At 68.2% G+C, this 16982-nt stretch carries 15 protein-coding genes and 2 tRNA genes; 13 read left to right on the forward strand and 4 right to left on the reverse strand.

Features of this window, described 5'->3' with window-relative positions; translation table 11 throughout:
* Positions 1-27: 27 nt before the first annotated feature.
* Complete coding sequence (locus LI92_RS01360; protein ID WP_286134778.1) at positions 28-807, forward strand: hypothetical protein; 780 nt, start codon at positions 28-30, stop codon at positions 805-807.
* Here LI92_RS01360 and pepN read toward each other — a convergent pair whose 3' ends face one another.
* Positions 808-3372 (reverse strand): aminopeptidase N, encoded by a 2565-nt coding sequence (gene pepN / locus LI92_RS01365; protein WP_046315084.1) that lies wholly within the window; start codon positions 3370-3372, stop codon positions 808-810.
* 61 nt (positions 3373-3433) lie between these two features.
* Between pepN and LI92_RS01370 the strand changes: the two genes are divergently transcribed.
* The 4 genes from LI92_RS01370 to LI92_RS01385 all read left to right on the forward strand — a co-directional run bounded on the left by LI92_RS01370 (position 3434) and on the right by LI92_RS01385 (position 5896).
* Positions 3434-3814, forward strand: a complete 381-nt coding sequence (locus LI92_RS01370) for a DUF1304 domain-containing protein (protein ID WP_046315133.1) — start codon at positions 3434-3436, stop codon at positions 3812-3814.
* A gap of 72 nt (positions 3815-3886) precedes the next feature.
* A complete protein-coding gene (locus LI92_RS01375) occupies positions 3887-4495 on the forward strand; it encodes a DsbA family oxidoreductase (RefSeq protein WP_046315089.1) in 609 nt (202 codons plus the stop codon).
* A gap of 99 nt (positions 4496-4594) precedes the next feature.
* The gene (locus LI92_RS01380) at positions 4595-5074 is read left to right on the forward strand and encodes a ribose-5-phosphate isomerase (protein WP_046315092.1); all 480 of its coding nucleotides are present in this window, start codon (positions 4595-4597) and stop codon (positions 5072-5074) included.
* Positions 5075-5092: 18 nt separating this feature from the next.
* Entirely contained in the window at positions 5093-5896 is an 804-nt protein-coding gene (locus LI92_RS01385; protein ID WP_046315095.1) for an Fpg/Nei family DNA glycosylase, read from the forward strand.
* A 21-nt stretch (positions 5897-5917) separates the two neighbouring features.
* Here the strand turns inward: LI92_RS01385 and LI92_RS01390 are convergent, their stop codons facing one another.
* Positions 5918-7141, reverse strand: coding sequence for a serine hydrolase domain-containing protein (locus LI92_RS01390; protein WP_046315097.1), 1224 nt, complete (start codon positions 7139-7141; stop codon positions 5918-5920).
* A 173-nt stretch (positions 7142-7314) separates the two neighbouring features.
* Positions 7315-7385: transfer RNA gene (locus LI92_RS01395), tRNA-Gly, on the reverse strand.
* Positions 7386-7522: 137 nt separating this feature from the next.
* On the opposite strand from LI92_RS01395, the gene LI92_RS01400 reads away from it, so the two are divergent.
* From LI92_RS01400 to clpP2, 4 genes are all read left to right on the forward strand, one after another.
* Positions 7523-7599: transfer RNA gene (locus LI92_RS01400), tRNA-Pro, on the forward strand.
* Between the two features lie 58 nt (positions 7600-7657).
* Complete coding sequence (tig, locus tag LI92_RS01405) at positions 7658-9079, forward strand: trigger factor (protein WP_046315099.1); 1422 nt, start codon at positions 7658-7660, stop codon at positions 9077-9079.
* A gap of 109 nt (positions 9080-9188) precedes the next feature.
* Positions 9189-9767 carry an ATP-dependent Clp protease proteolytic subunit gene (locus LI92_RS01410; protein WP_046315102.1) on the forward strand — a complete coding sequence of 193 codons (579 nt, stop codon included), beginning with the start codon at positions 9189-9191 and terminating at the stop codon, positions 9765-9767.
* Positions 9764-10399 (forward strand): ATP-dependent CLP protease proteolytic subunit ClpP2, encoded by a 636-nt coding sequence (gene clpP2 / locus LI92_RS01415; protein ID WP_046315104.1) that lies wholly within the window; start codon positions 9764-9766, stop codon positions 10397-10399. Before LI92_RS01410 ends, clpP2 begins: the two co-directional genes overlap by 4 nt.
* Before the next feature lie 21 nt (positions 10400-10420).
* Here the strand turns inward: clpP2 and mmuM are convergent, their stop codons facing one another.
* Complete coding sequence (gene mmuM / locus LI92_RS01420) at positions 10421-11347, reverse strand: homocysteine S-methyltransferase (protein WP_046315135.1); 927 nt, start codon at positions 11345-11347, stop codon at positions 10421-10423.
* 266 nt (positions 11348-11613) lie between these two features.
* Between mmuM and clpX the strand changes: the two genes are divergently transcribed.
* From clpX to mobA, 4 genes are all read left to right on the forward strand, one after another.
* Positions 11614-12897 carry an ATP-dependent Clp protease ATP-binding subunit ClpX gene (gene clpX / locus LI92_RS01425; RefSeq protein WP_046315105.1) on the forward strand — a complete coding sequence of 428 codons (1284 nt, stop codon included), beginning with the start codon at positions 11614-11616 and terminating at the stop codon, positions 12895-12897.
* A 285-nt stretch (positions 12898-13182) separates the two neighbouring features.
* The gene (locus LI92_RS01430; protein ID WP_046315142.1) at positions 13183-15123 is read left to right on the forward strand and encodes a 2-oxoacid:acceptor oxidoreductase subunit alpha; all 1941 of its coding nucleotides are present in this window, start codon (positions 13183-13185) and stop codon (positions 15121-15123) included.
* Positions 15120-16205: a 2-oxoacid:ferredoxin oxidoreductase subunit beta gene (locus LI92_RS01435; RefSeq protein ID WP_046315107.1), complete on the forward strand. Its 1086-nt coding sequence runs from the start codon at positions 15120-15122 to the stop codon at positions 16203-16205. The genes LI92_RS01430 and LI92_RS01435 overlap by 4 nt, the downstream gene beginning before the upstream one ends.
* Before the next feature lie 4 nt (positions 16206-16209).
* Complete coding sequence (gene mobA, locus LI92_RS01440; protein ID WP_046315109.1) at positions 16210-16785, forward strand: molybdenum cofactor guanylyltransferase; 576 nt, start codon at positions 16210-16212, stop codon at positions 16783-16785.
* Positions 16786-16982 lie beyond the last annotated feature (197 nt).

A 16982-nucleotide genomic window follows, 5' to 3' on the forward strand; every position in this document is an offset into this window, starting at 1 on the left:
GCTGGGCGCCCGCAGAGCTGACACCGCGTGCGCGTCCCCGATCGCCATGCCGCGAGGGAGTCCGTTGCGGCGCAGGCCGCTTCGGCGGCGCACCGTGCCTGGCTGGGCAACATCGACCGGCGCGGGGTGGCCCCGCAAGCGGTGGCCGAGATCGTCCGCGAGCGGCGCATCACGCGGGACAGCTTCCGTGCTCTGGACGCGATGGAACGCCTCGCCGATCCGGCGGGCCGCAGCTATTTCGTGATCCCCCCGACGGCCGGCGGCGACGACGCGCGCCGTGCCGTACTGCTGACCTATATTCTCAACGCGGGCACCGGCTACGGCCGGCCGGGTGCGCCCAGCGACTTTCCCGAAACGCCCTACGGTGCCGCCGAAGTGCGACGGATCGCCGATCGGCAGCGCGCGAACCGCTGGAGCTACACGACGGTGTGGAGCATCTCCAACAGCGGCGGTTGTGTCGTCACCACCCCGAACGGGGTGTTGATGGTGGTGGGCGGCAGGATTCACGGCCCGCTGAGCCATCGCGGCGGCACCATGTGGGGCGATCTGTTCCTGGTCAACAGCCAGCGTGTCGGCGACCCGGCTCGCCGGATGCGCGAGATCGTCGAGTCCGGCCGGCTCGGCCGGCACGGACCGGGGCTCGATTCGCTGCTGCATCACGAGGAGATCCACGCCCAGCAGTGGGCTGACCTGGGCCCACTGCGGATGCCCGCGCGCTACCTCGCCGAGGAGGCCAGAGCGCGAATCCGGGGCGGCGTCAACCGTTTCGAGGAAGAGGCCGGCCTGCGCGACGGCGGCTACCGCTGATCAGGCGCCATCAAGGGCGCGTGCCCGCAGCGACCGCTCCACCCCGGCCCGGCCCTCCAGCACCAACCGGCGAAGTGCCGGCGGCACCTGTGGGTCGGCGAGGAAGGCATCGGCGGCGTCCAGGCCGGCCTGACTGACGTCCCAGCCCGGGTACAGACCCACTACCACGGTTTGCGCCACCTCACTGGATCGGCGCTCCCACACACCTAGAATCGCCTCGAAGTAGCGGGCGGTGAACGGCGCCAGCAACGCACCCTGTCCGGGCTGCACGATCCCGGCGATGATCGACCGGCCGGTGATGTTGGCCAGCGTGTCGTCCTCGATCACCTGCCGCCAGGCCGCTTCCTTGACGGCGGCCTGGGGTCGGGCCGCGGAAGCCTGGGCGCCCTGGCGCTTTCCGGCCGCGGTGGGGTCACGCTGGATCTCGGCGTCGATCTCCGCGGCGTCCACCACACCACTTCGGGCCAGCGCCAGCACGATCCGCCATCGCAGGTCGGTGTCGACGGCCAGCCCGGCCAGCCCTTGGGCGGCCGGATCGGCGTCCAGCAGCGCGGCGAGCACTGCGGTGTGCCGCTCGGCGAGCACCGAGGTGCACAGGGCGTTGAGGAAGGCCAGCTGATGGTCCGAGCCGGGCTCGGCGGCGCGGGCCAGCTTCAGCAGCCGGTCGGCGAACGCCGGCCAGCCCTGCTCGGCAGCCCATCCCGGTTCGGCGTAGAAGCCCAGCGCGGTCTGCGCCTGCAGCAGCAGCCGTTGCGCCACACCGACTTCGGTCTCGGCGCCGATACCCTGTTGCAGCAGCGCCACAAAGTCACGGGCGCGCATCTCGGCCTCGCGGGTCATCTCCCAGGCCGCCGACCACACCAGGGTGCGCGGCAACGGCTCGGCGATGTCGGCGATGCGCTCGGTTGCGGTGGCCAGTGACTCGGGGTCCAGTCGCAGCGCGCAGTAGGTCAGGTCGTCGTCGTTGACCAGGATCAGCTTTCCGCGCGAAACCCCTATCAGGCCGGGCACTTCCGTGCTGGGCCCTTCGATATCGAGCTCCTCGCGGTGCACCCGCACCAACCGCCCGGAACCGGAGCGGTCGTCGTCATAGATGCCGATCGCCAGCCGGTGCACCCGGGTCTCGCCGGCGCCGGGGGCGGCCCCGCTCTGCGACACCGCGAGCCGGCTGAATCGCCCCTCGGCGTCGACATCGAAGTCCGCCTGCAGGGTGTTCAGGCCGGTGGTCTTGAGCCACTGACGGCCCCAGTCGGACAGGTCCCGGCCGGAAGCCTTCTCCAGCGCGGCCAGCAGATCGTCGAAGGTGGCGTTGCCGAACGCGTGCGCGGCGAAGTAGTCGCGCAGGCCGGCCAGAAAGTGATCCAGGCCGACGTAGGCCACCAACTGCTTGAGCACCGACGCGCCTTTGGCGTAGGTGATCCCGTCGAAGTTGACCTCCACCGCGGCCAGGTCGGGGATGTCCGCGGCGATCGGGTGCGTCGACGGCAGCTGATCCTGACGGTAGGCCCAGGACTTCTCGGCGTTCGCGAACGTGGTCCAGGCGCTGCTGTATTCGGTTGCCTCGCTTTGGCACAGCACCGAGGCGAACGTCGCGAACGACTCGTTGAGCCACAGGTCATCCCACCACCGCATGGTGACCAGGTCGCCGAACCACATGTGCGCCATCTCGTGCAGTACGGTCTCGGCGCGCCGCTCATAGGACGCCCGGGTCACCTTGCTGCGAAAGACGTAGTCCTCCAGGAACGTCACCGCTCCGGCGTTCTCCATCGCACCGGCGTTGAACTCCGGCACGAACAGCTGGTCGTACTTGCCGAACGCATAGGGCACGCCGAAGTTGCGGTGGTAGAAGCCGAAACCCTGCTTGGTCTCGGTGAACAGCCGCTCGGGGTCCATGTGCTCGGCCAGCGATGCCCGGCAGAACAGCCCCAGCGGAATCTCGCCGTGCTCGTCGCGGTAGACGTCGTCCCATCGCGCGTACGGACCGGCGATCAGGGCCACCAGGTAGGTGCTCATCTTCGGGGTGGTGGCGAAGGTGTGCACACCGTCGCGCACCTCGACGGTGGCGCCGTTGGACACCACCTGCCAGTGCGGTGGCGCGGTGACGGTGATGTCGAAGGTGGCCTTGAGGTCCGGTTGGTCGAAGCAGGCGAACATCCGCTTGGCGTCGGCGGTTTCGAACTGCGAGTACAGGTACACCTCGTCGTCGACCGGGTCGACGAACCGGTGCAGACCTTCACCGGTGTTGGAGTAGAAGCACTGTGCGTCGACCTCGACGGTGTTGTGCTCGGCCAAGCCGTCCAGCGCGATGCCGACCGACTCGTCGTAGCCCGAGACATCGAGGGCGCGGCCGTTGAGGGTGGCGCTGTGGATCGTCTCTGCGGCGATGTCGATGACGGTGTCGCTGCCGGCCAACGCGTCGAAGGTGACGGTCGTGGTGGAGCGGAAGGTGCGCTCGCCCGGGGCGCCGCTGCCGTCGGTCAGGTCCAGGGCGATCCGGTAGTTGACGACGCTGACCAGTGCGGCCCGTTCGGCGGCCTGGTCGCGGGTGAGATTAGGAAGTGCCACGCCCGCCTACAGTAGCCGTCAAACACGGTGGGCGGACGCCGGACGGCGTTTAATGGAGACCATGCTCATCGCCGGTGTGACGTTCGCCGCGCTGGCGGCCGCGCTGCATGTCTACATCTTCGTGCTGGAGTCGCTGCGCTGGACCGCACCGCGTACCCGGGCGGTGTTCGGCACCACCGCCGAGGAGGCCGAGACCACCAAGGCGCTGGCCTTCAACCAGGGCTTCTACAACCTGTTTCTGGCGGTCGTGACGGCCGTCGGGATCGGTGCCGTGGCCGGCGGCCACCGCGCCGTGGGGCTGGCGCTGATCTTCGCGGGGGTGGGATCGATGCTGGCGGCGGCGCTGGTTCTGGTGTCGTCGTCGCCGGAGCGGGCGCGCGCCGCGGTCGTCCAGGGTGCTTTCCCGGCTGTCGCGGTGGTACTGCTGGTACTGGGCCGGTAGATGCGGGGGAGGGCATAGATGTGCCCGGTGCCGCGTTAGACCCAGACGTAACCCTAGGCCGAGAGGATTCCCATGCCCGAGAAGTCGCACGCCGAGTTCTGGTTCGACCCCCTGTGCCCGTGGTGCTGGATCACCTCCCGATGGATCCTTGAGGTCGAGAAGGTGCGGGATATCGACGTCACCTTCCACGTGATGAGCCTGGCCGTCCTCAACGAGGGACGCGACCTGCCCGAGCAGTACCGTGAGCGGCTCAAGCATGCGTGGGGGCCGGTGCGGGTGGCGATCGCCGCCGAACAACTGCGCGGCAACGAGATTCTGCGGCCGCTGTACACCGCTATGGGCACCCGGATCCACAATCAGGACAACAAGGACTTCCCCGACGTCATCGCCGGGTCGCTGGCCGAGGTCGGGCTACCGGCCGAACTGGCCGATGCCGCCACCAGCGACGCCTATGACGACGCGCTGCGCGCGAGCCACCACGCCGGGATGGACGCGGTGGGCGACGACGTCGGCACCCCGACCATCCACGTCAACGGGGTGGCGTTCTTCGGGCCGGTGCTGTCGCGCATTCCCCGCGGGGAGCAGGCGGGCAAGCTGTGGGACGCGTCGGTGACTTTCGCGTCTTACCCGCACTTCTGGGAGCTCAAGCGCTCCCGCACCGAGGCGCCGGAGTTCGACTGACCCCAGCCGCCCAGGCGATCCCCGCGGCGTCCCGCCGCGGGGTCGCCGCGGGGCGCAGGCTCGTCAGAAGCCGCCGGCCCGCTCTGAGACAATGACGTCATGCGCGTCTACCTCGGCTGCGATCACGCCGGTTACGAACTCAAAGAGCAGATCATCGAGCACCTGCGTCAGGCCGGCCATGAGCCGGTCGACTGCGGGGCTTTCGCCTACGACGCCGAGGACGACTACCCGGCTTTCTGCATCGCGGCGGCCACCCGCACGGTTGCCGACCCGGGCAGCCTGGGCATCGTGATCGGCGGCTCGGGCAACGGCGAGCAGATCGCGGCCAACAAGGTGCCCGGGGCGCGCTGTGCGCTGGCCTGGAGCACCGAGACCGCGCAGCTGGCGCGCGAACACAACAACGCCCAGCTGATCGGCATCGGCGGCCGGATGCACACCACCGCCGAGGCGCTGGCGATCGTCGACGCGTTCCTGAGCACGCCCTGGTCGCAGGCCGAACGGCACCAGCGCCGTATCGACATCCTGGCCGCCTACGAACGCGACCACCAGGCGCCTGCCGTCCCCGGCGCGCCGGCCTGACCCACTCCGCGGCCTGACATGCCGGAGGGGCACATCCTGCACCGGCTGGCCCGGCTGCATCAGCGCCGCTTCGCGGGTGCGCCGGTCGCGGTGTCCAGCCCGCAGGGCCGCTTCGAAACCGGTGCCGCAGCCGTCGACGGGCGGCCGCTGCTGCGCGCCGAGGCCTGGGGCAAACACCTGTTCCACCGCTACGCGCACGGGCCGATCGTGCACGTGCACCTGGGGATCTACGGCCATTTCACCGAGTTCGGCCTGGCTGACGGTGGTCTGCCCGATCCGGTCGGCCAGGTTCGGATGCGCATGGTGGGCACCGGGTACGGCACCGACCTGCGCGGACCGGCCGCCTGCGATGTGGTCGACGCGGCGCAGGTCGCCGACGTGATTGCGCGGTTGGGGCCCGACCCGCTGCGCAGCGAGGCCGACCCGGGGCTGGCCTTCAAGCGAATAGCCAAGTCCCGCAGGACGATCGCAGCGTTGCTGATGGACCAGTCCGTGATGGCCGGGGTGGGCAACGTCTACCGCAGCGAGGTGCTGTTCCGGCACCGGATCGACCCGTATCGGCCCGGCACGCAGATCGATGAAGCCGCTTTCGCCGCGATCTGGGCCGACCTGGTGGCGCTGCTGAAGGTCGGCCTGCGGCGCGGCAGCATCGTGGTGGTGCGGCCCGAGGACGACCACGGAGCACCGGCGTATGCGCCCGGCAAGCCGCGTACCTATGTCTATCGCCGCGCCGGGGAGCCCTGCCGGCTGTGCGGTACCGCCGTGCGCACCGCGCAACTGGAGGCCCGCAACGTGTTCTGGTGCCCGTCGTGCCAGGCGTGACGTCGGCCCGGTAGGGGCCCGTCAGTCGTCGTAGATCGTTTCGCGCCGGGGCCGGATCGGCACGCCGAGCGCCCGGTAGATCTCGTTGGACAGCACCACGCTGCGCGGATCGGCATTGGCCTGGGTGTGGTCGAACCGGTTCATCACGTAGCCGTAGCCGATCCGGTGCTCGAGGTCGACGAAGGCGAACGACCCGCCGAGGCCGCCGTGACCGAAGATCCGGCGGTTGGGCCCGTTGACGCCCTGCGCGTTGAGCATGTATCCCAAGCCCCAGCCGTGCTCGGCCACCCGGGGTCCGAGCACCAGATCGGTTTCGGTGCCGCCCTGCAGCACCCGCAGGCGGTCCATCGCGGCCCGGCTGAGCAGCTTCTCCTGCAGCAGCGCGTTGTAGAACGTGGCCATGCCCAGGGCGGAAACCTGGGCGTTGGTGCCGGGGAATTCCAGTCGGCGCCACAGGGTCAGGTCGTTGGTGGCGATCTCGTCGTCGGGGGCGAATCCCATCGCCACCGCCAGCCCCGCTCTCGGGTGGTCGTCCAGCGAGGTCGGGCGCTTGGGCGCCCCGGCCGAGGCCAGCATCTCCCGAATCGTGGGCTTGCCCACCGGGTCGGCGCAGCGGTACGGCTGTTGCTCGGCCGGAACCCCGATGTGCACCTCGGCGCCCAGCGGACCGGCGACCTCGTTGCGCAGGTATTCGCCGACTGTCATGCCGGTGACCCGCTGGACCACTTCACCGATGATGAAGCCGTAGCTGGTCATGTGATAGCCCTGTGCGCTGCCGGGACGCCACCACGGTTCGGCGGCGGCGAGGCGCTCGCAGACCAGGTCCCAGTCGGTGACGTCGCGCCAGTGCATCGGTTCGCGCGGCCCGATGGCCCCGGAGCGGTGTGCCAGCACCATGGCCAGGGTGATGTCGCCCTTGCCGGCCTGACCGAACTCCGGCCAGTAGTGCGCCACCGGTACCCGCAGGTCCAATACGCCGGCTTCGGCGAGGCGATGGACACACGTACTGGTCAGGCCCTTGCTGCCGGACAACACCGTGCTCAGGGTGTCTTCCTGCCAGGGGCGGCGGCCCTCGACGTCGGCGGAGCCGGCCCACAGGTTGACGACGAGTTCGCCGTCGACATAGGCCGCGACGGCTGCGCCGAGTTCGTCGCGCAGCGTGAAGTTGCGCTCGAACTCGTACCGCACCTTCTCAAAGCGCGGGGAGCACGTTCCATGAATTTGGACGTGCCGTGTGCCGCCCATCGAGTGCCTTCCTGCTAGGGAGAATCCCCTTCCGCGGGGGCGACGGGGCGATCGGACCCGCGTTCGAAGGATAAGTCGCGGGCCGGGTGCGCGTACAGCGGCCCCGGCCCCGGCTCACGGCCGAGATCGACCGTGTCGGAGACCGCCGAACCGCTGTCCGGCGGCCCTTGCAGAGCGGGCGACGGGAATCGAACCCGCGTAGCTAGTTTGGAAGACTAGGGCTCTACCATTGAGCTACGCCCGCATGAATAGCTAGAGCGAGACTGTACCGGCGTGGCGGACTCGAAATCCAATTGCCCCGCCGCGGGGCCGTTCATGGGGCGCTGACAGCAGGTCTTTGCGACTGCCGATCTACCGGGCCGTAGGATCGCCTGGTCAGTGCGGGGTGTAGCGCAGCTTGGTAGCGCATCCGCTTTGGGAGCGGAAGGCCGCAGGTTCAAATCCTGTCACCCCGACCAGCAGCGCGCGCCGCACCGGCACACGACTGACCACGTCAACCATATCGAGGAGTAACCCGTGAAGAGCACCGTCGAGCAGCTGACCCCGACCCGGGTTCGCATCAACGTTGAGGTGCCGTTCACCGAGCTTCAGCCGGATTTCGAGCGGACCTACAAGGAGCTGGCCAAGCAGGTGCGGTTGCCGGGTTTCCGGCCGGGCAAGGCGCCGGCCAAGCTCATCGAGGCCCGCTTCGGCCGCGCCGCGGTGCTGCAGCAGGTCGTCAACGAGGCACTGCCGAGTCGCTACAGCGAGGCGGTGACCACCTCGGACCTCAAGCCGCTCGGTCAGCCCGACATCGAGGTCACCAAGCTCGACGACGGTGAGCAGATCGCCTTCACCGCCGAGGTCGACGTGCGCCCGGAGATCACCCTGCCCGACCTGGAGCAGCTCGCGGTCACCGTCGACCCCATCGAGATCAAAGACGAAGAGGTCGACGCCGAACTCGACTCGCTGCGCGCCCGCTTCGGTACCCTGACCGGTGTCGACCGCCCGGCCGCCGAGGGCGACTTCGTCTCGATCGACCTCGACGCCACCATCGACGGGGAAGCCGTCGAAGGGGCCGCCACCGAGGGCCTGTCGCATGAGGTGGGATCGGGTCAGCTCATCGAGGGACTCGACGACGCGATCGTGGGACTGTCCGCCGGTGAGAGCAAGTCCTTCACCGCCAAGCTGGCGGCCGGCCCGCAGGCCGGCAAGGAGGCCGAGGTCACCGTCACGGTCCAGTCCGTCAAGGAACGCGAGCTGCCGGAGGCCGACGACGAATTCGCGCAGCTGGCCAGCGAATACGACACCATCGCGGAGTTGCGGGAGAACCTCAGCGAGCAGGTGAGCCGGACCAAGCGCATCCAGCAGGCCGAGAAGGTCCGCGAGCTGACCCTGGAGGCCCTGGTCGAGCAGGTCGAGATGCCGCTTCCCGAGGCCGTCGTAAAGGCGCACATCGACAACGCGCTGCACAACGCCCTGCACGCGGTCGACCACGACGAGAACAAGCTGGCCGAGTCGCTGGCCGAGAAGGGCTCCTCGCGGGCCGAGTTCGACGCCGAGACCCGCAGCGAGGCCGAGAAGTCGGTGAAGACCCAGCTGCTGCTCGACGCGCTCGGCGACAAGCTCGAGGTCAAGGTGGGGCAGAACGACCTGACCCAGCACCTGGTGCTGATGGCGCGCCAGTACGGCGTCGCCCCGCAGCAGCTGATCCAGTTCCTGCAGGAGAACAACCAGCTGCCCGCCGTGCTGGCCGACGTGCGCCGCGGCAAGGCGCTGGCGGCGGCGGTGCGTGCCGCCACGGTCAAGGACACCGACGGCAACGAGGTCGACACCGCTGAGTTCTTCGGAGCCGACGAGAGCGATGAGGGCGACGAGGCCGCGGTGGCCGCGGCGTCCGCCGACGAGACCGAGGCGGCCGAGGAATCCGCCGACGAGGCCGCGCCGGCGTCCGAGTAGTGACGCTGTAAGCGAACGAACCCGGTTCGGGCCGTCCTCGGCCGCGCCGGTTGGTTAGGGTCTTAAACATGTCTCGGCATATGAATCTCGAGGAAGCAGGTACCCCACTGTGAGCCAGCCTGGTCTGAATCTCGTCGACTCGGTTTACGAGCGGCTACTGCGAGAACGCATCATCTTCCTGGGGTCGCAGGTCGACGACGACATCGCCAACCGGCTGTGCGCCCAGATCCTGCTGTTGGCGGCCGAGGACCCGACCAAGGACATCTCGCTCTACATCAACTCTCCGGGCGGTTCGATCAGCGCCGGGATGGCGATCTACGACACCATGGTGCTGGCACCGTGTGACGTCGCCACCTACGCGATGGGCATGGCCGCCTCGATGGGCGAGTTCCTGCTGGCGGCGGGCACCAAGGGCAAGCGCTACGCCCTTCCGCACGCCCGCATCCTGATGCACCAGCCGTTGGGTGGGGTGACCGGCAGTGCGGCCGACATCGCCATCCAGGCCGAGCAGTTCGCGGTCATCAAGAAGGAGATGTTCCGGCTCAACGCGGAGTTCACCGGTCAGCCCATCGAGCGCATCGAGGCCGACTCGGACCGCGACCGCTGGTTCACCGCCCAGGAAGCCCTGGAATACGGCTTCGTCGACCACATCATCACTCGCGCCCACACCAACGGAGCCGCATCATGAACCCGCACATCCAGCCGCAGGCGCGCTACATCCTGCCGTCGTTCGTGGAGCACTCCAGCTGGGGCGTCAAGGAGTCCAACCCGTACAACAAGTTGTTCGAGGAGCGCATCATCTTCCTCGGCGTGCAGGTCGACGACGCCTCGGCCAACGACATCATGGCCCAGCTGCTGGTCCTGGAGTCGCTGGACCCCGACCGCGACATCACCATGTACATCAACTCCCCGGGTGGCTCCTTCACCTCGCTGATGGCGATCTACGACACCATGCAGTACGTGCGGGCCGACATCCAGACCGTGTGCCTGGGCCAGGCCGCATCGGCGGCCGCGGTGCTGCTGGCAGCGGGAACGCCCGGTAAGCGGATGGCGCTGCCCAACGCGCGGGTGCTCATCCACCAGCCGTCGCTGTCCGGCGTGATCCAGGGGCAGTTCTCCGACCTGGAGATCCAGGCGGCCGAGATCGAGCGGATGCGGACGCTGATGGAGGCCACCCTGGCGCGACACACCGGCAAGGACGCCGACGTGATCCGCAAGGACACCGATCGCGACAAGATCCTCACCGCCCCGGAGGCCAAGGACTACGGGATCATCGACACCGTCCTGGAGTACCGCAAGCTTTCGGCGCAGACGGCGTAAGTCTTCGCGCCGAGCGTGCATTCAGGGCGATTTTCCGGTGGGATTTTCGCCCTGGGTGCACGTTGGGCGTAATCCTGCGGCCACTTCGGCCACCGCGCCGATGTCCGCCGGCGACACCCGGCAGCATCCGCCCACGATGCGGGCGCCCGCGGCGACCCACTGCGGAACCAACGCGGGGGAGAACACCCTCGGTCCGGTCCAGGTGCCCCGTTCCCAGCGCTGGCCGCTGTTGGGATAGACGACCACCGGCTTGCCGGTGACTTCGCGGGCGATCTCGATCGCCGGCAGGACGTCCTCGGGAGAGCAGCAGTTCACTCCCACCGCCAGGATCTGCGGCACCCCGGCAGCTACCGCGAACGCCTCCGAGAGGGGCTGCCCGGCGCGGGTTTTCGTGCCCTCGACGGTGTAACTCAGCCAGGCCGGCGCATTCGCCTGCTGCACCAGATCCACCAGGGCCTGCGCCTCGTCGATGTCCGGCACGGTCTCCAGCGCGAGCAGATCGGCGCCGGCGTCGGCCAGGATCTCCAGCCGGGGCCGATGCCATGCCGACAATTGCGCAGGCGAAAGCCCGTACCGCCCGCGGTATTCCGAACCGTCGGCGCGGGCGGCGCCGTACGGGCCGACGGAGGCCGCAACCCAGCGCTCCTGCCCGCCGTGGCCGGCCTGGCGCGCCAGGTCCACGCTGAGGCGCAACAGGTCCGCGGCGTCGCGGCGGCCGATCCCGCGGGCGGCGAACCCGTCGAGGCTCGCCTGATAGCTGGCGGTGATCGCGATCTGCGCGCCCGCGGCGAAGAAGGCGCCGTGAGCGGTCACGATCGCCCGGGGGTCGTCGATGAGCAGGCGGGCCGACCACAGGGGATCGGACAGGTCTGCTCCGCGGGCCGCCAGCTCGCTCGCCAGCCCCCCATCGGCGACGAGCACGGTATCGTCGGGCACGGCGAACCCCACGGTCGCCACTGTAGGGCCCCCGACGCTCTGCTGTGTCTCACAGCCGGGTAACGCCCCCGAATCGCTCACGCCACGCCAGCGCGTCACACCGCCGGGTGCGGCGTCCCGGGCGATATCTTCTTGGGCAGGCAGACGGGCTAGTGATGAATACCAACGACGCGATTCGGCCTTATCGGTCGCCTCGCACCGGAATGAACGGGTAGCGTCGGAGCAGACATCGGCTCCCCGACGACAGACGGCGAACAGGAAGTAGGTCCTAACGCACTATGGCGCGCATTGGAGATGGCGGGGACTTGCTGAAGTGTTCGTTCTGCGGGAAGAGCCAGAAGCAGGTCAAGAAGCTCATCGCAGGACCGGGCGTCTACATCTGCGATGAGTGCATCGACCTGTGCAACGAGATCATCGAAGAGGAGCTGGCCGACGCCGACGACGTCAAGCTTGACGAGCTGCCCAAGCCCGCGGAGATCCGGGAGTTCCTGGAGGGCTACGTCATCGGTCAGGACACCGCCAAGCGCACCCTGGCGGTGGCGGTCTACAACCACTACAAGCGGATCCAGGCCGGCGAGAAGAACCGCGATTCCCGCTCCGGTGAGGCAGTCGAACTGACCAAGTCCAACATCTTGATGCTCGGACCCACCGGCTGCGGCAAGACCTACCTGGCCCAGACCCTGGCCAAGATGCTCAATGTGCCGTTCGCGATCGCCGACGCCACCGCGCTGACCGAGGCGGGCTACGTCGGCGAGGATGTCGAGAACATTCTGCTCAAGCTGATTCAGGCTGCCGACTACGACGTCAAGCGCGCCGAGACCGGCATCGTCTACATCGACGAGGTCGACAAGATCGCCCGTAAGAGCGAGAACCCGTCGATCACCCGCGACGTCTCCGGTGAGGGCGTGCAGCAGGCGCTGCTGAAGATCCTGGAGGGCACGCAGGCCTCGGTTCCGCCGCAGGGCGGCCGCAAGCACCCGCACCAGGAGTTCATCCAGATCGACACCACCAACGTGCTGTTCATCGTGGCCGGGGCCTTCGCCGGACTGGAGAAGATCGTCTCGGACCGGGTCGGCAAGCGCGGTTTGGGTTTCGGCGCCGAAGTCCGGTCCAAGGCCGAGATCGACACCACCGACCACTTCGCGGAGGTCATGCCCGAGGACCTGATCAAGTTCGGGCTGATCCCCGAGTTCATCGGCCGGTTGCCGGTGGTGGCCTCGGTGACCAACCTGGACATGGAGTCGTTGGTCAAGATCCTCTCGGAGCCCAAGAACGCCCTCGTCAAGCAGTACACCCGGCTGTTCGAGATGGACGGGGTGGAGTTGGAGTTCACCCAGGACGCCCTGGAGGCCATCGCGGATCAGGCCATCCATCGGGGCACCGGTGCACGTGGTCTGCGGGCGATCATGGAGGAAGTCCTGCTGCCGGTGATGTACGACATCCCCAGCCGCAACGACGTCGCCAAGGTCGTGGTGACCAAGGAAACGGTGCAGGACAACGTGTTGCCGACCATCGTTCCGCGCAAGGCATCGCGCAGCGAGCGTCGCGACAAGAGCGCCTAGAGCACCGCGCCGCCCGCTCGGCGGCGGGTTTTCGAACAGTACGGGCGTTTTCTTAGACTTGGCCCGTGGGCAGACGTGATGAAAACCACATTTACGCCCGAAGTTGTCCGTGAACCCCCGTGTGACATCGACATTTAACACTGAGTAACCCGAAATTCGACACGGTGTGGCGTCGTATGGTCTATAAGAGCGGTGCAATAATCGGTACTGCTAGTGACAGAAAAACTTGTGGGTGCGCCGGCCGTGCTGCGCGGGCCCGGGTCGGACGTGTGGGAAGGCGGGGCCGTGGGGCCGAGTGGTAACGGAGTCGGATCGGCACCGGGACGCCAAAAACTCGAGAAGGTCGTCATCCGTTTCGCCGGGGACTCCGGCGACGGCATGCAGCTGACCGGCGATCGCTTCACCTCCGAGGCGGCCCTGTTCGGCAATGACCTGGCCACCCAGCCGAACTATCCGGCGGAGATCCGCGCACCTCAGGGCACCCTGCCCGGGGTCTCGTCGTTCCAGATCCAGATCGCCGACTTCGACATCCTGACCGCCGGCGACCGGCCCGACGTCTTGGTGGCGATGAACCCCGCGGCGCTCAAGGCCAACATCGGCGACCTGCCGCGCGGCGGCATGGTGATCGTCAACTCCGACGAGTTCACCAAGCGCAACCTGGCCAAGATCGGCTACGAGACCAACCCGCTGGAAACCGAGGAGCTCTCCGACTACGTCGTGGTCCCGGTCGCGATGACCTCCCTGACGCTGGGTGCGGTCGAGGCGATCGGCGCCACCAAGAAGGACGGCGCCCGCGCCAAGAACATGTTCGCCCTGGGCCTGCTGTCCTGGATGTACGGCCGGGAGCTGGCCAGCAGTGAGCGCTTCATCCGGGAGAAGTTCGCCAAGAAGCCCGACGTGGCCGACGCCAACGTGCTGGCGCTCAAGGCGGGCTGGAACTACGGCGAGACCACCGAGGCATTCGGGACCACTTATGAGATCGCCCCGGCCAAGTTGCCGGCCGGCGAATACCGCCAGATCTCGGGCAACACCGCGATGGCCTACGGCGTGATCGTCGCCGGCCAGCTGGCCGACACCCAGGTAGTGCTGGGGACTTACCCCATCACCCCGGCCTCGGACATCCTGCACGAGCTGTCCAAGTACAAGAACTTCAACGTCCTCACCTTCCAGGCCGAAGACGAGATCGCCGGTATCGGCGCCGCGATCGGCGCCTCTTACGGCGGTGCGCTGGGCGTCACCAGCACCTCCGGTCCCGGTTTGGCTCTCAAGGCCGAGGCGCTGGGCCTTGCCGTCATGACCGAGCTGCCGCTGCTGCTGATCAACGTCCAGCGCGGCGGCCCGTCCACCGGCCTGCCCACCAAGACCGAGCAGGCCGACCTGATGCAGGCCCTCTTCGGGCGCAACGGTGAGTCGCCGGTTGCCGTGCTGGCGCCGTGCACACCGTCGGACTGCTTCGACGCGGCCGTTGAGGCCGTTCGGATCGCGGTGACCTACCGCACCCCGGTGGTGCTGCTCTCCGACGGCGCGATCGCCAACGGGTCCGAACCGTGGCGTATCCCCGACGTGGCCTCGATGGAGCCGATCGAGCAGAACCTGGCCAAGGCCGGCGAGGACTTCGCGCCCTACGCGCGCGACCCCGAGACGCTGGCCCGGCAGTTCGCCATCCCCGGCACCCCGGGCCTGGAGCACCGAATCGGTGGACTGGAGAAGGCCAACGGCTCCGGGGCGATCTCCTACGAGCCGGCCAACCACGACCTGATGGTGCGGCTGCGGCAGGCCAAGGTCGACGGCATCAAGGTGCCCGACCTGGTCGTCGATGACCCGTCCGGGGACGCCGAGCTGCTGATGCTGGGCTGGGGCAGTTCTTACGGTCCGATCGCCGAGGCCTGCCGGCGGGTCCGGCGCAGCGGGATCAAGGTCGCGCAGGCGCACCTGCGGAACCTCAACCCGTTGCCGGCCAACCTGGGCGAGGTGCTGCGGCGCTACCCCAAGGTGGTGCTGCCGGAGATGAACCTGGGCCAGCTGGCGCTGCTGCTGCGCGGTCGCTACCTGGTCGACATCCAGTCGGTCACCAAGGTGACCGGCCAGGCGTTCCTGGCCGATGAGATCGAGGGAATCATCGACGACGCGCTGGCCGGCACGCTGGCCGATCGGGAGAACGAGAAGGCGTCGCTGGCCAAGGCCGCGGCGGTCACCATTGCGGGCACAGCGGGAGCGAATTCATGACCACCACCGAATCGGCAGACACGCTCGTCGGTACCCACCTGGGGCTGACCGCGCTGAGCGGGGTGCCCACCACCGACGAGCCGCAGAAGGCCAAGGACTACACCTCCGACCAGGAGGTGCGCTGGTGCCCGGGCTGCGGTGACTACGTCATCCTCAACACGATCCGCGGCTTCCTTCCCGAGCTGGGACTGCGCCGGGAGAACGTGGTGTTCGTCAGCGGTATCGGCTGCTCGAGCCGGTTCCCGTACTACATGAACACCTACGGCGTGCACTCGATCCACGGCCGTGGCCCGACGTTTGCCACCGGGCTGGCGACCGCCCGCGAAGACCTCAAGGTGTTCCTGATCACCGGTGACGGCGACGCCCTGTCGATCGGCGGCAACCACCTGATCCACACGCTGCGCCGCAACGTCAACATCACCATCTTGCTGTTCAACAACCGGATCTATGGCCTGACCAAGGGCCAGTACTCGCCGACCTCGGAGACCGGCAAGGTCACCAAGTCGACGCCCTACGGCTCGCTGGACAACCCGTTCAACCCGATCTCGCTGGCCATCGGCGCTGAGGCGACGTTCGTCGGTCGCGCCCTGGACTCCGACCGCAAGGGTCTCACCGAGGTCCTGCAGGGTGCGATGGAGCACCGCGGTTCGGCGCTGGTGGAGATCCTGCAGGACTGCCCGGTGTTCAACGACGGCTCCTTCGACCTGCTGCGCAAGGACGGTGCGGAGAACCGCATCATCAACGTCCGGCACGGTGAACCCATCGTGTTCGGTGCCCAGGGGGAGTACTGCGTCATCAAGTCCGGTTTCGGGCTCGAGGTCGCCAAGACCGCCGACGTCTCGGCCGACCAGATCGTGGTGCACGACGCCACCCAGGCCGACTCCTCGTACGCGTTCGCGCTGTCGCGGCTCTCCGAGCAGGACCTGTCGCACTTCCCGATGGGCATTTTCCGCAAGGTGAGCAAGCCCACCTACGACGACCTGGCGCGTGCGCAGGTCGCCGAGGCCCGGCAGTCGACCGCCCACGACACCGCCGCACTCCAGGCGCTGCTGCGTGGTCGCGACACCTGGACCGTCGACTGACGCGATGACCGCCGGTCGGTTGGCCGGCGTGGTACTGGCGGGCGGCGCTTCCCGCCGGATGGGCCGTGACAAGGCCACCCTGACGGTGCCGGGCCGATTCGGCGGCCTGACCCTGGTGCAGCATCTGGTCTCGGTGCTGGCGCAGCGCTGCGATCCGGTGTTCGTGGTGGCCGCCCAGGGCCAAGCGCTGCCGACCGTACCTGCGCGGGTGCTGCGCGACGAAGTTCCCGGGCTGGGACCGTTGCCGGCCATCGGGCTGGGGCTGCGCGCCGCCGAGCGCGAGGGTGCCTCCAGGGCATTTGTCTGCGCCGTCGACATGCCTTACCTGACAACGGAATTGATCGATCTCCTCGCCGGGGCCGCAGCGGCGGACATCGTGTTGCCGCGCGCTGGCCGCGACCACTATCTGGCCGGGGTGTATCGCACCGGCCTGGCCCCGACCGTCCAGACCCTGGTGGCTGCCGGCCAACGACGGGTGGGCGCCCTGATCGATGCCGTCGACGTCCGTCGGGTCGTGCTGGCCGACGCGTCCCCGTTGGTCAATCTCAACTCCCCGGACGACATCGCCGGGCTGCCCTGAGGCGTACCGTCAGCAAATTCGGATAATTCCGTGGAAATAAAGCGCAGGTTCCGCAGTCGAGAGGGCGAAATTTATCGCCGAATTATCCGGCCGATATACAACCACTAATGGATAGTACCGACTCAGGGCTTTGTCACGGTGGTCGTTCACTCTAGAAATACGTTGCCGTGCAACATGATTCACGCACTCATGGCCGG

The organism is Mycobacterium sp. UM_Kg1 (genome assembly GCF_000972925.1).
In the GTDB taxonomy this organism is placed as follows: domain Bacteria; phylum Actinomycetota; class Actinomycetes; order Mycobacteriales; family Mycobacteriaceae; genus Mycobacterium; species Mycobacterium hiberniae.